Source organism: Celeribacter naphthalenivorans (assembly GCF_020524585.1).
In the GTDB taxonomy this organism is placed as follows: domain Bacteria; phylum Pseudomonadota; class Alphaproteobacteria; order Rhodobacterales; family Rhodobacteraceae; genus Celeribacter; species Celeribacter naphthalenivorans.
The window spans coordinates 288,184-302,575 of record NZ_JAIVLK010000007.1 but is presented as its reverse complement, the minus strand read 5'-3'; the positions used below and the strand labels follow the sequence as shown (position 1 = coordinate 302,575).

Genomic DNA, 14,392 nt, shown 5'->3' with positions numbered 1-14,392 from the left:
GGGAATGAGGTCAAGTGAAGATCGCGTTTCCGGGCCATAGATATTCGAAATTTTCCCATAAGGTGACCGACGCTAAGGTCCTATGTGCCGACTCCGACGATGGCGACATGGGCCTCAGACGTCTCGGCAAAGCCGCGCGCGGCGCGCCAAGCCCGAAGGCCCGATGCGCAGACAAAGACGACCCTTTGGCCGGGGTCGGGGGTCGGGACCACGTCGGGCGTGTCACGCAGGTCGATCACCAGATCGTCTGGCGTGATCTGTTCCAGCGCCAAAACGGCGGGGCTGGCCCGAGGTGGCTCCGGCGCGCTGTCGAACCGAAATCCGTTGACGCGCCAGCCCATCAGATCCAACGATAGAAACTGTCCCAGCGGCGTGGGGTCTTGGCCCAGCAAAACGGCAAGCACCATCTGGGCTTGCAGCGCCGAAATATTGGCGACCACCGGCCCCATGACGCCCGTCTCTGAACAGGACCCCATGACGTCCGGCAGGTCGGGAAACACCGCGCGCAGGCTGGGGGCCCCGCCGCAAAAGCCGCCGACATAGCCTTGCCTGCCGGTCACGGAGGCGCTGATCAGCGGCTGTCCGCTTTGGTGGCAATGATCCGAGAGCGCATAGCTCGTGGCGAAACTGTCGGCGGCATCCACGATCAGATCGACATCCCGCGACCAGTGCGGCAGGTTGGCAGGCGTCAACCGGGCGACATGCGCCTCCAGTGTGACATCGGGGTTCAGACCGGTCAGCGCATCTGCGGCGATCTGGGCTTTGGGCTGGCCGAGATCGCTCATCCGGAAAAGCGTCTGACGTTGCAGGTTGCTTTCCTCGACCAGATCGGGGTCGAGCAGGCGGATAAAGCCGACGCCCGCGCCCACGAGTTGCGGCAAAAGCGTTGCCCCCAACCCGCCGGCCCCCACGACCAGAACCCGCGCCGCTCCGAGGCGGGCCTGACCTTCGGGGCCAACACCGGCGAGGCATATCTGTCTGGCGTAGCGGCTCATTTGACATACTCCCGTGTGGCTTTGATCCATTCTGCGCAGCGGGCCTCGGGGTTGGTGGCCGTGGCGATATCGGTCACCACGGCGGCACTGTCTGCGCCCGCTTCGAACAGGTCGGGCAGGCGCTCTGGCGTCAAGCCTCCGATGCCAACGAGCGGTGTGTCTCCGGCCATGGCCTTCCAGCGCCGCACCCGATCCAGCCCTTGCGGCCCCCATTTCATTTTTTTCAAAAGCGTCGGATAGACCGGCCCCAAGGCGACATAGGCGGGGTCATGCGACAGCGCGCGCTCCAATTCTGTCTCGTCATGGGTGGAAAGTCCGAAATGGACCCCGGCACGCCTGAGCGCGGCAAAATCGGCGGTCTCCATGTCCTCTTGTCCGAGGTGCACAAAGCGACATTTCAGGTCGAGTGCGGCCTGCCAATAGTCGTTTACTACCAATTGCGCGCGATGCACCGCGCAAAAATCGCGGGCGCGGCGGATTTGACGGCGGACTTCGTCGTCGGGCTGATCCTTGATCCGAAGTTGTACGAGGCGCACGCCCTGCGGCACGAGCAGTTCCAACTGACTGACATGGCTGACGATGAGATAAAACGGATCAAGCGTCATGCCAAAAGCTCCGCCATGCCGAACACCGGGGTGGAGGCCTCAGCCATATCGCGCCGCGGCATGAGGCCCGCGTCATAGGCCTGTTTTCCGGCGTCGACAGCCCGGGAAAACGCCTCTGCCATGGCCACGGGATCGACGGCCTTGGCCACGGCGGTGTTCAAAAGCACCGCATCGAAGCCCATTTCCATCGCTTGTGCGGCTTGTGACGGCGCGCCGATCCCGGCGTCGATCACCAGAGGCACATCGCGAAAATGCGCGCGCATGGTCCGCAAGCCTTCGATGTTGCGCAGCCCTTGGCCGGAGCCAATCGGCGCGCCCCACGGCATCAAGACGCGGCACCCGGCCTCGATCAGTTTCTCGCCGAGGATCAGATCTTCGGTGGTGTAGGGAAAGACCTCAAAGCCGTCGGCGCAGAGGATGCGCGCGGCTTCGACCAAGGCGAAGGGATCGGGTTGCAGCGTGTCGGCATGGCCGATCACTTCGAGTTTGATCCAATTGGTGCCAAAGACTTCGCGCGCCATCTGCGCCGTGGTGACCGCTTCGCGGGCGCTGTGACAGCCCGCCGTGTTGGGCAGGATGCGACAGCCGCTGTCTTTGAGAATGTCACGAAACCCCGCGCCGTCTGCGCCCTCGCGACGAAGCGAGACGGTGATCACCTCCGTGCCAGAGGCCGCGATGGCCGCGCGCAAGATGTCGGGGGAGGGGTATTGCGCCGTGCCGAGCAGCAGGCGGTTTTTCAACTCGGTGCCGTAGAACATGTCAGCCCCCTTGCATCGGTGAAAGAAGCTCGATCTTCATGCCCGCCGTCAGGTTGATCCCTTCGCGCGCGTCGCGCGGCACGAATTGCCCGTCGACGGCAGAGGCGACAGAGCGCGCCTCATAGTTTTGCTCCGTGATCAGCGCGGCCAGCGTGGGGACTGTGGTTTCGACAGACTGTCCGTTCAATTCAATGCGCATCGGCGCTCTCCTGTGTCAAAAGCCCGGCCAGCTCCATGCCCAGAACGGGGGCCATAAGAAAGCCGTGGCGATACATGCCGTTGATGTGAAATCCCGTGTCCTTGCGGCGCAGGGCCGGGATATTGTCGGGAAAAGACGGGCGCAGGTCGGCGCCGGTCATGATGATTTCGGCCTCGGCAAAGGCGGGGTGAAGGCTATAGGCCGCCGAGAGCAATTCCATCGCCGCGCGCGCCGTGATCGGGCCGGAGCGAGAAGATTCGACCATGGTCGCCCCGATCATGAACCGCCCCTCGCCGCGCGGCACGATGTAACAGGGAAACCGAGGATGCAGCAGGCGGACGGGCCGCGAGAGCGTGACCTCGGGCGTGTAAACCTCAAGCATCTCGCCCCGCACACCGCGCAGATCGGGGAGGGTCTCGGCGGCGGACATGCCGCGACAGTCCACGATCCGGCCCTGTGGTGCGCCGTCGCGAAACACGACGCCCTGCGCGAGAAGCCTGTGCTTGAGCGCGGTGAGCGCTGCGTTTGGATCGAGATGGGCTTCGTTCTCGAAATAGAGGCCACGGGCAAAGCGATCCTCGAGATCGGGTTCCAACGCATTGGGCGTGACCCAGCGATGCGCGCGTGTGGCACGGGCGAAGCGGTCGAGTTCCTGCGCGTCGCGGGGCGGGGCCACGACCAGCGTGCCGTGTCGGGTCACATCCACATGAGCGGCCCACCACGCGATGGCGGCCTGACCCCGCGTGACGATGATGTCAGGGGCGCTTTCACCCTCGCAAAACGGGGCCAGCATCCCGCCCGCCAAACGGGAGGCGGGCGCGGGGGCGGTGTCGGGGCATATCACCTCGACCTCGACCCCCGCGTCCATGAGGGCGGTGGCGACGCAAAGCCCCGCCACGCCTGATCCAAGGATCGAGATCATTCGGCCGGTTCCGCAGCAGGAATGTAGAGTTCCCCGCCCTCGCGGAATTTTTCCGCCATGGAGGCCATGCCTTCCTGTTTGGCCGCTTCGGCACGGATGTCGTGAGAAATCCGCATCGAACAGAACTTCGGCCCGCACATGGAACAGAAATGCGCCACCTTATGCGCCTCTTTCGGCATGGTTTCGTCGTGCATTTCACGCGCCGTATCCGGGTCGAGGCCGAGGTTGAACTGATCCTCCCAGCGGAATTCAAACCGCGCGCGTGACAATGCATCGTCGCGCAGTTGCGCCCCCGGATGACCTTTGGCGAGATCGGCGGCATGGGCGGCGAGTTTGTAGGTGATCACCCCGGTTTTCACATCGTCGCGGTCGGGCAGGCCAAGGTGTTCCTTCGGCGTCACGTAGCAGAGCATCGCGGTGCCGAACCAGCCGATCATCGCCGCGCCGATGGCGGAGGTGATGTGATCATAGCCCGGCGCAATGTCGGTCGTGAGCGGCCCGAGCGTGTAGAACGGCGCCTCGTGGCAATGCTTGAGCTGCTCGTCCATATTCTCCTTGATCTTGTGCATCGGCACGTGACCGGGGCCTTCGATCATCACCTGGCAATCCTTGGCCCAGGCGATTTTGGTAAGCTCACCCAGCGTGCGCAGTTCGGCGAATTGCGCCTCGTCATTGGCGTCGGCAATCGAGCCGGGGCGCAGTCCGTCGCCCAAGGAAAACGACACGTCATAACGGCGGCAGATGTCGCAAATCTCGTCGAAATGCTCGTAGAGAAAGCTCTCACGGTGATGGTGCAGGCACCATTTCGCCATGATCGACCCGCCGCGCGAGACGATGCCGGTGACGCGTTTGGCGGTCATCGGGATCATGTGAAGCCGCACGCCCGCGTGGATGGTGAAATAGTCGACGCCTTGCTCCGCCTGCTCGATCAAAGTGTCGCGGAAGACCTCCCACGTCAGGTCCTCGGCAATGCCGCCGACCTTTTCCAGCGCCTGATAAAGCGGCACGGTCCCAATGGGGACAGGCGCGTTGCGGATGATCCAGTCGCGGATGTTGTGGATGTTGCGCCCCGTCGAGAGGTCCATCACTGTGTCGCCGCCCCAACGGATCGCCCAGACCATTTTCTCGACCTCTTCCTCCATCGAAGAGGTGACGGCGGAGTTGCCGATATTGGCGTTGATCTTCACTTTGAAATTGCGCCCGATGATCATCGGCTCCAATTCGCGGTGGTTGATGTTGGCGGGAATAATAGCCCGGCCTTCGGCGATCTCCTGACGAACGAATTCGGGTGTGACCAGTTCGGGCAGGGTGGCGCCAAAGGCTTCGCCATCGGTTTTCGCGCCCGACAGACGGCCTTCGTTCTCGCGGATCGCGACGAATTCCATCTCCGGCGTGATGATCCCGGCCTTGGCATAGGCCAGCTGGGTCACGGCACGCTCTCCCACGGCACGCAAGGGCGCGCGTTGATGCGGGAAGGCGGGTGTCAGGCGCTCGCCGGTGGCAAAACCATTGTCGGCCTCGGTCACCGCGCGGCCCTCGTATTCTTCGACATCGCCGCGCTGATGTTGCCAACCGCCGCGCACATCGGGCAGGCCTTGGGCAATGTCGATCTGGGCCGCTGGGTCGGTGTAGGGGCCGGAGCTGTCATAGACCCGGAGGGGCGCCTCGCCCGTCACCGCGATTTCACGCAGCGGCACGCGCAGCTCATGCAGATCGCCATGCACATAGATTTTCTGCGATGCAGGCAAAGCCCCGGTGGTGATGGTGGGAATAGTGTCTTTCATTTCGGTCTCCTCATATGTGAGACCCAAGTGAAACGGGTAGCAGACATGGACCGCCGCCCCTGCGTCCAAACGCAAATGGGCCATGCGGCCCGAAAGGACCGCCCTCGTGTAAGAGATTGCGGAGATGCCCTTCGGTCTTCCTACGCCAGTGTCAACTGGGTCAGGTTCTAAGGGTCGCGTCACCGGGGTTTCCCCCTGTCTGCCTCTCAGTCCCCTAGGCGGGACTCCCCTGACGTGTCGTCATAGTCTCGTTGTGACGCGGGGCTGTCAACGCGAAAAACAAATTTCGTGATGCCCCGCGGCGGTGTGGGAAAGGGCGCGCCAGAGAGGGTCTTTGGCGCATCCTCGGTGCTTAAGGGAGGCTTATGCCTCCTGTGGTCGGGACGGCTTTCGACTGGCCATCCAGAAGGTCCAAACCACCAGCGCAAGTGTGACAAGCAGGATGCTGGCGGTGATGGGGCGTTCGAAATAGGTGGTGAAATCGCCCCGGTAGATGGTCATTGACCGGGTGAAGTTCTCCTCAAGGCTCGGTCCGAGAATGAAGCCGAGCAAAAGCGGGATGGCTTCGAAGCGGAGCTGGAGCATCAGGTAGCCGATGAGGCCGCAGATGCTGAGCACCAAAACGTCGAAGACGTTGTTGTGAACGCTATAGGCGCCGATACAGGTGAACATCACAATCGCCGGGAACAACAGGCTGTAGGGGATCGCGAGAATGCGCACCCACAGGCCGATAAGCGGGATGTTGAGGATCACCAAAAGAACGTTGCCGATCCAGAAACTCGCAATCAGACCCCAGAACAGATCGGGGTATTCGGTCACCACCTGCGGCCCCGGAACGATGCCTTGCATCATCATCGCGCCCAGCAAAAGCGCCATGATCGGATCGCCCGGAATGCCCAGCGTCAGGGTCGGGATGAACGCCCCGCCGATGCCCGCGTTGTTACACGCCTCGGGGGCGGCGATCCCTTCGATGGCGCCTTTGCCGAAGCGTTCGGGGTTGCGCGAAATCCGTTTTTCGATGGAATAGGCGAGGAAGGTGGCGAGCCCGCCGGAGGTGCCGGGAAGCGCACCAAAGGTCGCGCCCAAGCCCGACCCGCGCAGCATCGGGCCGACAGACCGTCGCCAATCTTCGCGTGTCGGAAGCTGATCGCGCAGGCCGAATTTTTGCTCAGCGACTTTCTTGCGGCCCTGCCCGCAGGATTTGACAAGCTCCGTGATGGCAAAAAGCCCAAGCGCGAGCACGGCCAGATTGACCCCATCCTCAAGTTCGGAAATGCCGAAGGTAAAGCGCGGCAGGCCCGAGGAAATATCGAGACCGATGGTGCCGATCAGAATGCCCACCAACATGACGGCGATGCCTTTGAGCGGTGACCCCTGGCCGACCGTGGCCGAGGCGATCAACCCCAAAAGCAAGAGGGCGGCATATTCGCCGGGGCCGAATTTCAATGCCACACTGGCCAGCGCAGGCGCCAAAAGCGCGAGGAGCAGGATGCCGACAGTGGCGCCGAAAAAGGAGGCGACGCATTTCATGAAGAGCGCGATGCCGCCGCGGCCTTGTTGGGTCATCGGGTAGCCGTCGAGCACGTCGACGGCGGCCGCCGCATGGCCGGGAACCCCCAACAGAATGGAAGAGGTCCCCCCACCGTAATCCGAGCCGAAATACACGCCCGCCAGCATCATCAAAGCGCCGCTCGTAGGGATGTGAAAGGTGATCGGCAGCAAAAGCGAGATCGCGATGAGCGAACCGAGGCCGGGCAGAACCCCGACCATACACCCAAGGAACACGCCCAGAAGGCAGTACCACATGTTGGACAGCGTCAGCGCTTCGCCGAAGCCGAGCGCGAGATTGCCGTAGAGTGTCGTGAAAATGTCCATGACTTACCCCGGTAGGACGATGGCCGGCAGGCGCATGTCGAGCAAAAGAAGAAAGATCACCCAGATCAACGCGGCCAAGGTCACGGCGAGCATTGCGGTGCGTTTGAGATCGAAACCGCGTTCAGCGAGCGCCGAGACAAAGGTGACGATGAGGGTCGTGGGCACCAAACCGATCCGTGTGACGAGGCCTGCGAACAACAGAACGGCCACGAGAATCGCGATCAACGGGCGGGGGTGAAAGGGTGGGGGCTCGATCGTATCGCGGCGGGCGCTCAGAAAGGGCAAGACCGCGATCAAAGTGCCAAGGCCCGCAACGATGCAGCCGAGCCAGAACGGCACAAAGCCGGGCCCCATCCGTGTCACGGTGCCCATGCGGTAGTTGGCATAGGCGTAGATCGCCGCGAAAAGGCCGATGGCAATCAGTGTCACACCGCTGGCGATGTCTCTCATGTCTGGTGATTTCATAGGTCGAATCCTGTCGTGTTTTCAAAGGGAGGTGATCCTTTGAAACGGCGGTGACGGGGCGCCCGGTTTTAGGGCGCCCGCGCGCGACGACTTACTCTTTTTCGAGACCGGCGGCCTCGACCAGAGCACCGTAGTGCTGGATCTGATCGGCGATCCAAGTGTCAAATTCGGCCGGTCCGGCGGTAAAGACCTGAAGCCCGTTGTCCTCGGCCATCTTGGCATATTCCGGCGTGCTCGTGGCGTTGAGACAGGCCGCGCCGAGCGTGTCGATGATCTCTTTCGGCGTGCCTTTGGGGGCGGCCATGCCGACCCAACCGATCAACTCGACACCCGGATAGCCAAGCTCCGCGAATGTCGGCACATCGGGCAGGGCGGCCAGACGTTTGGGGCTCGAGACGCCAAGCGGCACGAGTTGACCGGCCTTGATGCCGCCGATCAGCGGACCGGGCGATTCAAACAGAACCTGCGCGTGGCCACCGATTGCATCCGTGACGGCTTGGGCCGTGCCTTTATAGGGCACGTGGACGAAATCAGTCTCGACGCCGCCTTTGTCGAGCTCGATCTTCAGAAGCTCCTGCACGAGATGCGACGGTGTGCCGGGGCCTGCGGAGGCGAAGAGCAGCTCGTCTGCGGTGGCCTTGGCCAAAAACTCTTCGAAATTTGTGATCCCAAGCTCGGGGTTTACCACCAGAATGCTGGGCGCGCCGCCCATCAGGCAGATGCCTTCAAAGTCCGCAACGGGATCGTATTCCAAATCCCGCAAATTGGGATTAATGGAAAATCCTGATGCGGGCGGGGTCACGAGCGTGTAGCCATTCGGATCGGCCTTCATCGCAGCGGTGATGCCGACGACAGTGCCAGCGCCAGGGCGATTCTCGATCACAAGCGGCTGTCCGAGCTCTTCCGACATATGCTGTGCGGCGGTGCGGACAAGCAAATCCGTCAATCCCCCTGCAGATGTAGGTACGATCACATCGATGGATTGTGTTGGGTAATCCTGAGCTTGCACCGCTCCGGCTATGGTGATGGCCGCTGCAATGGATGCAGTCACAACTTTACGATTTGTCATTATTTCCTCCCTTTGTCGGGCGCGCTCTCCCTGCGCAACCCAATCAATCTTATATCTCACAATATGGGATTTGTAAAATATTAATGATGGGGGCTCTCGTGATCGGATGGGCAGGTTGGAGCGTGATCTGGATCGGTCGCGCGCGTTCAAACTGTGCGTGCTACACGACAGTTCGTTTGGCGTTCTGCTGTGAGAGGGGTGGCGCTTGCGGCAGGCCGAAGGGCTTACAGCCCCTCGTCAGATGCCAGAAATTCCGCGCGATCCGCAAAGCGGCGTACAGGCCGCGTCACCCCATCCCATGTGGCGCTCAGCTTTTGGATGCGACTGTAGTAGGCCATACGCTCAGCGTTCATCGGCAACAATTCGACCATCGCGCCGACCGCAGAGGGCGCGTCGTAATAGACGACCGAGCGATCCCCATCCGGGGCGAGGACGGCGGTGACAGGTTTGAATCCGTGGCGCTCCAAATGCGAACAGGCACCTGGCATGTCTTCCGGCCAATAGGCGACATGGTGGAGGCCCTCGCGGCCACTGTCGAGGAACTCTTTATAGGAGGAGGGGGCATCATTTTTCGGGGTGATGACCTCGATCTGCGTCTCGCCCATATAGGCGAAGGCGAGGGTGAAATCGAGCGCGGTCTCCTCGCCACGATGCATGATCTTGCGATTGCCTTTCGCGCTTTCGATGACCACAAAAGGCCCGACCTTCATGACATCCGTCCAATAGGACAGCGCCGCATCTAGGTCGCGCACGACATAGGCAAGCTGAACGCGGTCTCCCAGAAAACGCGGGGGCATAGCTGTGATCGTCATGGTGAGCTCCTCCAAACCCATTTAGATTGCCCCCTCAGGACCGTGCCAGAGGGGACAATCGATTTCACGTCTTAATTCGCCGGTTTCGGCGGGCGCTGGCTAAAGCGGCGGTCAAAGATGAATTCCGCCATGCGGTTTTTCATCATCTCGACGGAACCGCCCGCGATCATCCAGCCTTTGGTGCGCAGCATGCAATATTCAGCAAGCGTTTCGCGGGTATAGCCCGTGCCGCCCATGCATTGCACCGCCTCGCAGGCCACTTCGAAACCGATCTGGTTACAGGCCATTTTCGCCAGCGTCGTGTCATAGGCCGAAGGCAGGCCTTTGTCGGCGCCGACTGCGGCTTTGTAGAGCAGAAGCTGCGCGGATTCGAGTTTCATCGCCATATCGGCGAATTTCCATTGCAGACCCTGGAATTCACAAAGCGGACGACCGAATTGCGAGCGTTCCATCACGTAGTCGCGGGCCAGATTATAGGCGTGACGACCGATCGCAAGGGAGCGGGCGGTGTTGCCGATGCGCTCGGCATTGAACGCGGCGATCTGACGTTTGAAGCCGCCCGGCCCGAGCAAAAGGTTTTCTTTCGGCACGCGCACATTGTCGAAATAGAGCGGGCACCATTCTTCGCCGCTCATGAATTCGGCGGGTTCGCCGACGGTAAACCCTTCGGTGCCGCGCTCGATGATCAGCGAGCCGATGCCGTCGAGGCCGGGGCCAAAGCGGCAGTAGATCAGAAAGAGCGAGGCGTCACGGCTGTGCGTGCCGAACACTTTCTGGCCTTTGATCACATAATGGTCGCCGTCTTCTTTCGCGGTGGTTTTAAGGTCCGTCGCCGCAGAGCCCGCGTCGGGTTCTGACATGCCCAGAGAAATGACAATCTCGCCGGACAAAAGCCCCGGCAGCCATTTCTCTTTTTGCTCATCATTGGCGTATTCGGCAAAGGTGCGGATCGCGCCAAAGTTGCCCGCCTGAATGATGTCCGCGCTTTTCGGGCAGACGAGGGACATTTGTTCAATGGCGATGACGGCATCCATCAACGTGCCACCAATGCCGCCGTCCTCTTCCTTGAGGGTGATGCCGAGCAGGCCTTGCTCCGAGAGCATCTTGGCGACTTCCCAAGGGTATTCCTTGGAATGCGCACGTTTCAGAGCGCCGTCTTTGAGTTTGTCCTCGGCAAAGCGACGGACGCTGTCAGCAAACAGCTGTTGTTCTTCTGTGAATGAAAAGTCCATTCATTCCTCCTCCTAGTATTTCAACAACGATCCTGTGGCGGCGTACCGCACAGGCTCATCGAGCGAACTCACGAGGTTTATACATGTATGTAATCTCAATTAGTAGGATAAAATAATGCAGGTGGAGCATATTTCGTTCCCGTCACGCGCTCTTGGTGCGCTAAAATTCATGGGATATACTGTGTTAGTTTTTTGATATTGTTGAGAATAATTTGCTTTTGTGGGTCCGTTTGCCTCCGCAAAAACGGCCTGTCAGATGTGTTGTAAAAGATAATCCTATATAATAAGATTGAAAAATGAACGTGGCGCTTCTCTGTTGAGGCTAGGATCACGTAGGCTTGTCCATGGAATCAATGGGAGGACGATATGGATTTAGGGATTTCCGGCAAACGCGCGGTCGTGATCGGAGCCAGTCAGGGACTTGGTTTCGCCGCCGCCAAAAGTTTGGCTCAGGAGGGTGTCGAGCTTGTGCTCTTTGCGCGCAGTGCCGAAAAGCTGACGGCAGCGCGGGAGAGCTTGTTGGAAATTCCGGGTGCGAAAGTGGAGTTCGTGACGGGCGATATTTCCAAGGCGGAGGATGTCGAAAAGCTCAAATCCTATGTCGAAGAGACCGGCGGCATGCAGATTCTCGTGTTGAACACCCCGCCGCCGCCACGTCCGATGGTGGATTTCATCCAGGAAACCGACGATCAGCGATGGGAAGATGCCTATCAGTTGCAGCTGAAAGGCGCGCTGTTGGTGCTGCGCAAACTTGCGCCGCTTTTGATTGACCATGGCTGGGGGCGGATCGTTGCGATCACCTCGGCGTCGATCAAGGAGCCGCTGCCGAACCATGCGCTCTCGACCGTGTTCCGCGCTGGCGTGCAGGCGGCGTTGAAGCATCTCGCGATGGAATTGGCGCAGTATAATGTCACAGTGAACTCGGTGGCCCCCGCGGTTGTCGTCTCCGAGACCTACCGCAATTTCCACAAGGGCGTCGATGAGCGGATCAGCCGCATCCCTCTGAAACGTCCCGGTACGCTTGAGGAACTGGGCGCGACCGTGGCCTTTTTCGCCTCGGATCTTGCAGGGTTCATCACCGGCGAAAACCTTCAGGTCGATGGCGGCTATACCAAAGCTTTGATTTGAGACATCGCGCGCCCGGCCATGCCTGGCGGAGTCGGGCGCGATTTATCCGACGGAGCGGGCCGGGCGATCCGTCCCGGAGGCGACAAGCCCCACACGTTCCGTGACTTTCTGCCCGGCATCCATCACCAGTTCTACAATCCGATCGAGCTCCGCGCGGTCGAATTTCTCTTCCGGTCCGGCAATGCCGACGCTGCCGAGAATTTGACCCGCGTGGTTGAGCACGGGGGCGGCCACGCCGATGACGCCTGAATTGAACTCGCCTACAGTGACCGTATGACCGGCGCGACGAATGTCGCTCAGGTTCGAGCGAAAGCTGGCCCAATCGGCGCCGAGGCCGGAGGTGGCGATGGTGTCTTTGTGCTTGTTGAAAATGCTGCGCAGCTGGTGCGGGCCGAGATGCGCCAGAATGATTTTCGACGCCGCGCCGCGAAACAGCGGGCGTTTCTGGCCACGGGACAGCATGCGCGACGGGCTGGTGGGCGACAGCTCTTCGCGGACACAAAGCACGGAGCCACTATAGAGCGCGCAGGCGATGCTCGAAAACTGTGTTTGTTCCACAAGTTTTTTCAACAGGGGACCGGCGGCGTTATAAAGCGGATCGCAGTTGCGGATTTGAAGGTCGAGCTCAATGATGCGCGGCCCGAGCATGTAATTGCCTTCGGCCACCGGCGTCAAAAGACCGATGTCGGCGAGGGCCTTGATGTAGCGATAGCCCGTAGACCGCGATGTGCCCAAGGCGCTGATCAGCGCGTCGCTGGACCAAGAGGGCGAGGACGGCGTGAACATGTCGAGCAGGCTCAGCATGCGTACCAGACTGTTTGCCCCCATCGCGCCGCCGCGCGTTTTTTCCTCAGCCTCTTTGGTGGGGACGGTGGCGGTGCTCTCAGGTGTCTTGGTCATATGATACTACATTTTTTAAGAGGTGCGGCGCGTGCCGTGAAGACGCGTCTCGGGCCATGAATAACGTGATTAAATATCATTATATTGGATAATGGTCCATTATGTCTAGCAGTCTCAGTTTTGAGCTTGGCACGTACGAAAGTACGAGGCGGCGCCCCCGGCCATTAGGCCGAGGGTTTCACCAGATCGGTGAGAGCGGTCACGGGGGCACTCGGGTCGAAGGCTTCGATCAGGTCGAAGAGGGCGGTGGCCTGAGCTTCGCCGAGAACACCAAAGGTCAGCTCATTGAGCTTTTCACGATGTTCTGCATCGGTGAACGGATGGTTGGGCATGCCTTTGGCGCCATCCATGAAAACCTCTTCAACCGTGCCGTCGCCATAGGTGATCCGCAAATCGCCCACGAAGTTGAACGGATAGGCCGCGTCCAGATCGGGCGCATGTTCCACCGTGATGCGGCGCGCAAAATCGACCACGTCGGAGGTGGGCCCAATGTCGAGATTCCCATCGAGAAATGCACGGTGGGTGGCATATCCGTTGCCTTTCCCAAGGGCGGCGAGGCCCATTTCGAGGGCAAGGCTGAATTGCAATTCCTCGATGTTGGTCGTGCCGTTTTGTTGCGCCTGCGGATTGTCTGCCAGCGTGCGCGTCATGGCCTGAACCCGTGCGGTGACGGCCTCGATCTCCGCCACACGACCGGAACGCGCAGCCATGGCATCGATATAGGGATGGTGCGCGCCACAGCAGCAATAGGGTTTCAGCCAAGTGCCGGAGACGCGCAGCGGCTCACCTGCGGCAAAGGCCAGTTTGGCATCGGCCTCGACGGCGTCCCGTTTGATGAAATTCCGGAAAAAGCCTTTCGGCCCGGTCAGGAATTTCTTCGGACCGGTGATCCCAGCCATGGCGAGTTTGACGGATTCGATGCCGTTGCGCACCGCGATCCCGGCGTGCACGCGTTTGATCGAGCCGCCGCTTTTCGTGTATTCAGTGGTGCCAGACGCGTGGCTCAAAGCGATGGCCAGCGCATGGACGACCTTGTCTTTCGGTAGCTTGTACAGCTTGGCGGCGACGGCAGCGGCGCCGAAATTGGCGAGCACGGCATGGGCGTGCCAGCCGTTGTTCACAAGATCGGGCGCGGCCAGTCGTCCGACCCGCACAAAGACCTCATAGCCCGCGACCATCGCCTCGATCGTCTCGCCGATCGTCGCACCGACCTCTTCGCCGACCGCCAAAGCGGTGGGGACGACGCAGCACCCCGGATGGCCGTTGCTGGCGACATCGTCATATTCGAACCCGTGGCCGTAGGTCGCGTTGATATAGGCCGCGTCGGCGGGCGCAATAGTGGTGTGTTCGGTCACGACAGAGGCCTTGCCGGGGCGCGGGGCGTCGAGGAAATTGCGGGCCTCGATGGACCAGGGCAGATCGACGGCGCCGACCTGAAGCGCGAGTTGGTCTTTCAGGATGGCCTTGACGGCGGGCATGGAGCCCGTGTCGATGTCCTTATATTGAAAGTTGACGACAAACTCGGCGACAGCCTCTTCGAGGGCAAAGCCTGCCTCTTGCGGTGATGATGTCATGTGAACCTCCCTTTCAATTCAGCGCGAAAGAGGCGCGAGTTGTAAAAATATCTCCCAATGTGAGAAAGAACAAA

General features: G+C 60.7%; 14 protein-coding genes. 1 reads left to right on the top strand and 13 read right to left on the bottom strand.

Translation table 11 applies throughout. The annotated features are described in order from the left end of the window. Positions 1 to 80: 80 nt before the first annotated feature. The 11 genes from LC094_RS16545 to LC094_RS16495 all read right to left on the bottom strand — a co-directional run bounded on the left by LC094_RS16545 (position 81) and on the right by LC094_RS16495 (position 10,716). On the bottom strand, positions 81 to 995 hold the full coding sequence (locus LC094_RS16545; protein WP_226553902.1) for a HesA/MoeB/ThiF family protein: 915 nt from the start codon (positions 993 to 995) through the stop codon (positions 81 to 83). After that, complete coding sequence (locus LC094_RS16540; RefSeq protein WP_226553901.1) at positions 992 to 1,600, bottom strand: thiamine phosphate synthase; 609 nt, start codon at positions 1,598 to 1,600, stop codon at positions 992 to 994. The genes LC094_RS16545 and LC094_RS16540 overlap by 4 nt, the downstream gene beginning before the upstream one ends. Continuing rightward, positions 1,597 to 2,358 (bottom strand): thiazole synthase, encoded by a 762-nt coding sequence (locus LC094_RS16535; protein WP_226553900.1) that lies wholly within the window; start codon positions 2,356 to 2,358, stop codon positions 1,597 to 1,599. The genes LC094_RS16540 and LC094_RS16535 overlap by 4 nt, the downstream gene beginning before the upstream one ends. A 1-nt stretch (position 2,359) precedes the next feature. After that, positions 2,360 to 2,557 carry a sulfur carrier protein ThiS gene (gene thiS, locus LC094_RS16530; protein ID WP_096805030.1) on the bottom strand — a complete coding sequence of 66 codons (198 nt, stop codon included), beginning with the start codon at positions 2,555 to 2,557 and terminating at the stop codon, positions 2,360 to 2,362. Next, positions 2,547 to 3,479: an FAD-dependent oxidoreductase gene (locus LC094_RS16525; RefSeq protein WP_226553899.1), complete on the bottom strand. Its 933-nt coding sequence runs from the start codon at positions 3,477 to 3,479 to the stop codon at positions 2,547 to 2,549. Before LC094_RS16525 ends, thiS begins: the two co-directional genes overlap by 11 nt. Further along, complete coding sequence (thiC, locus tag LC094_RS16520) at positions 3,476 to 5,263, bottom strand: phosphomethylpyrimidine synthase ThiC (RefSeq protein ID WP_226553898.1); 1,788 nt, start codon at positions 5,261 to 5,263, stop codon at positions 3,476 to 3,478. Before thiC ends, LC094_RS16525 begins: the two co-directional genes overlap by 4 nt. 363 nt (positions 5,264 to 5,626) lie before the next feature. Next, the gene (locus tag LC094_RS16515) at positions 5,627 to 7,138 is read right to left on the bottom strand and encodes a tripartite tricarboxylate transporter permease (protein ID WP_226553897.1); all 1,512 of its coding nucleotides are present in this window, start codon (positions 7,136 to 7,138) and stop codon (positions 5,627 to 5,629) included. A 3-nt stretch (positions 7,139 to 7,141) separates the two neighbouring features. Beyond that, positions 7,142 to 7,603, bottom strand: coding sequence for a tripartite tricarboxylate transporter TctB family protein (locus tag LC094_RS16510; protein ID WP_226553896.1), 462 nt, complete (start codon positions 7,601 to 7,603; stop codon positions 7,142 to 7,144). A 91-nt stretch (positions 7,604 to 7,694) separates the two neighbouring features. Then, positions 7,695 to 8,672 carry a Bug family tripartite tricarboxylate transporter substrate binding protein gene (locus LC094_RS16505; protein ID WP_226553895.1) on the bottom strand — a complete coding sequence of 326 codons (978 nt, stop codon included), beginning with the start codon at positions 8,670 to 8,672 and terminating at the stop codon, positions 7,695 to 7,697. Positions 8,673 to 8,896: 224 nt separating this feature from the next. Further along, entirely contained in the window at positions 8,897 to 9,484 is a 588-nt protein-coding gene (locus tag LC094_RS16500) for a VOC family protein (RefSeq protein ID WP_226553894.1), read from the bottom strand. Between the two features lie 71 nt (positions 9,485 to 9,555). Beyond that, on the bottom strand, positions 9,556 to 10,716 hold the full coding sequence (locus LC094_RS16495) for an acyl-CoA dehydrogenase family protein (RefSeq protein ID WP_226553893.1): 1,161 nt from the start codon (positions 10,714 to 10,716) through the stop codon (positions 9,556 to 9,558). 366 nt (positions 10,717 to 11,082) lie between these two features. Between LC094_RS16495 and LC094_RS16490 the strand changes: the two genes are divergently transcribed. Next, positions 11,083 to 11,844, top strand: a complete 762-nt coding sequence (locus LC094_RS16490) for an SDR family oxidoreductase (protein WP_226553892.1) — start codon at positions 11,083 to 11,085, stop codon at positions 11,842 to 11,844. Between the two features lie 42 nt (positions 11,845 to 11,886). On the opposite strand, the gene LC094_RS16485 is transcribed toward LC094_RS16490, so the two are convergent. Both LC094_RS16485 and LC094_RS16480 read right to left on the bottom strand, forming a co-directional pair. Further along, entirely contained in the window at positions 11,887 to 12,744 is an 858-nt protein-coding gene (locus tag LC094_RS16485; RefSeq protein ID WP_226553891.1) for an IclR family transcriptional regulator, read from the bottom strand. A 164-nt stretch (positions 12,745 to 12,908) separates the two neighbouring features. Next, on the bottom strand, positions 12,909 to 14,318 hold the full coding sequence (locus LC094_RS16480) for an MmgE/PrpD family protein (protein WP_226553890.1): 1,410 nt from the start codon (positions 14,316 to 14,318) through the stop codon (positions 12,909 to 12,911). Between the last annotated feature and the right edge of the window lie 74 nt (positions 14,319 to 14,392).

Bases quoted from the DNA above. Each gene is read 5' to 3' on its own strand.
- LC094_RS16490 (WP_226553892.1), top strand. From the start codon at position 11,083: ATGGATTTAGGGATTTCCGGCAAACGCGCGGTCGTGATCGGAGCCAGT.
- LC094_RS16505 (WP_226553895.1), bottom strand. From the start codon at position 8,672: ATGACAAATCGTAAAGTTGTGACTGCATCCATTGCAGCGGCCATCACC.
- LC094_RS16510 (WP_226553896.1), bottom strand. From the start codon at position 7,603: ATGAAATCACCAGACATGAGAGACATCGCCAGCGGTGTGACACTGATT.
- LC094_RS16535 (WP_226553900.1), bottom strand. From the start codon at position 2,358: ATGTTCTACGGCACCGAGTTGAAAAACCGCCTGCTGCTCGGCACGGCG.
- thiC (WP_226553898.1), bottom strand. From the start codon at position 5,263: ATGAAAGACACTATTCCCACCATCACCACCGGGGCTTTGCCTGCATCG.
- LC094_RS16545 (WP_226553902.1), bottom strand. From the start codon at position 995: ATGAGCCGCTACGCCAGACAGATATGCCTCGCCGGTGTTGGCCCCGAA.
- LC094_RS16540 (WP_226553901.1), bottom strand. From the start codon at position 1,600: ATGACGCTTGATCCGTTTTATCTCATCGTCAGCCATGTCAGTCAGTTG.
- LC094_RS16500 (WP_226553894.1), bottom strand. From the start codon at position 9,484: ATGACGATCACAGCTATGCCCCCGCGTTTTCTGGGAGACCGCGTTCAG.
- thiS (WP_096805030.1), bottom strand. From the start codon at position 2,557: ATGCGCATTGAATTGAACGGACAGTCTGTCGAAACCACAGTCCCCACG.
- LC094_RS16495 (WP_226553893.1), bottom strand. From the start codon at position 10,716: ATGGACTTTTCATTCACAGAAGAACAACAGCTGTTTGCTGACAGCGTC.
- LC094_RS16515 (WP_226553897.1), bottom strand. From the start codon at position 7,138: ATGGACATTTTCACGACACTCTACGGCAATCTCGCGCTCGGCTTCGGC.
- LC094_RS16525 (WP_226553899.1), bottom strand. From the start codon at position 3,479: ATGATCTCGATCCTTGGATCAGGCGTGGCGGGGCTTTGCGTCGCCACC.
- LC094_RS16485 (WP_226553891.1), bottom strand. From the start codon at position 12,744: ATGACCAAGACACCTGAGAGCACCGCCACCGTCCCCACCAAAGAGGCT.
- LC094_RS16480 (WP_226553890.1), bottom strand. From the start codon at position 14,318: ATGACATCATCACCGCAAGAGGCAGGCTTTGCCCTCGAAGAGGCTGTC.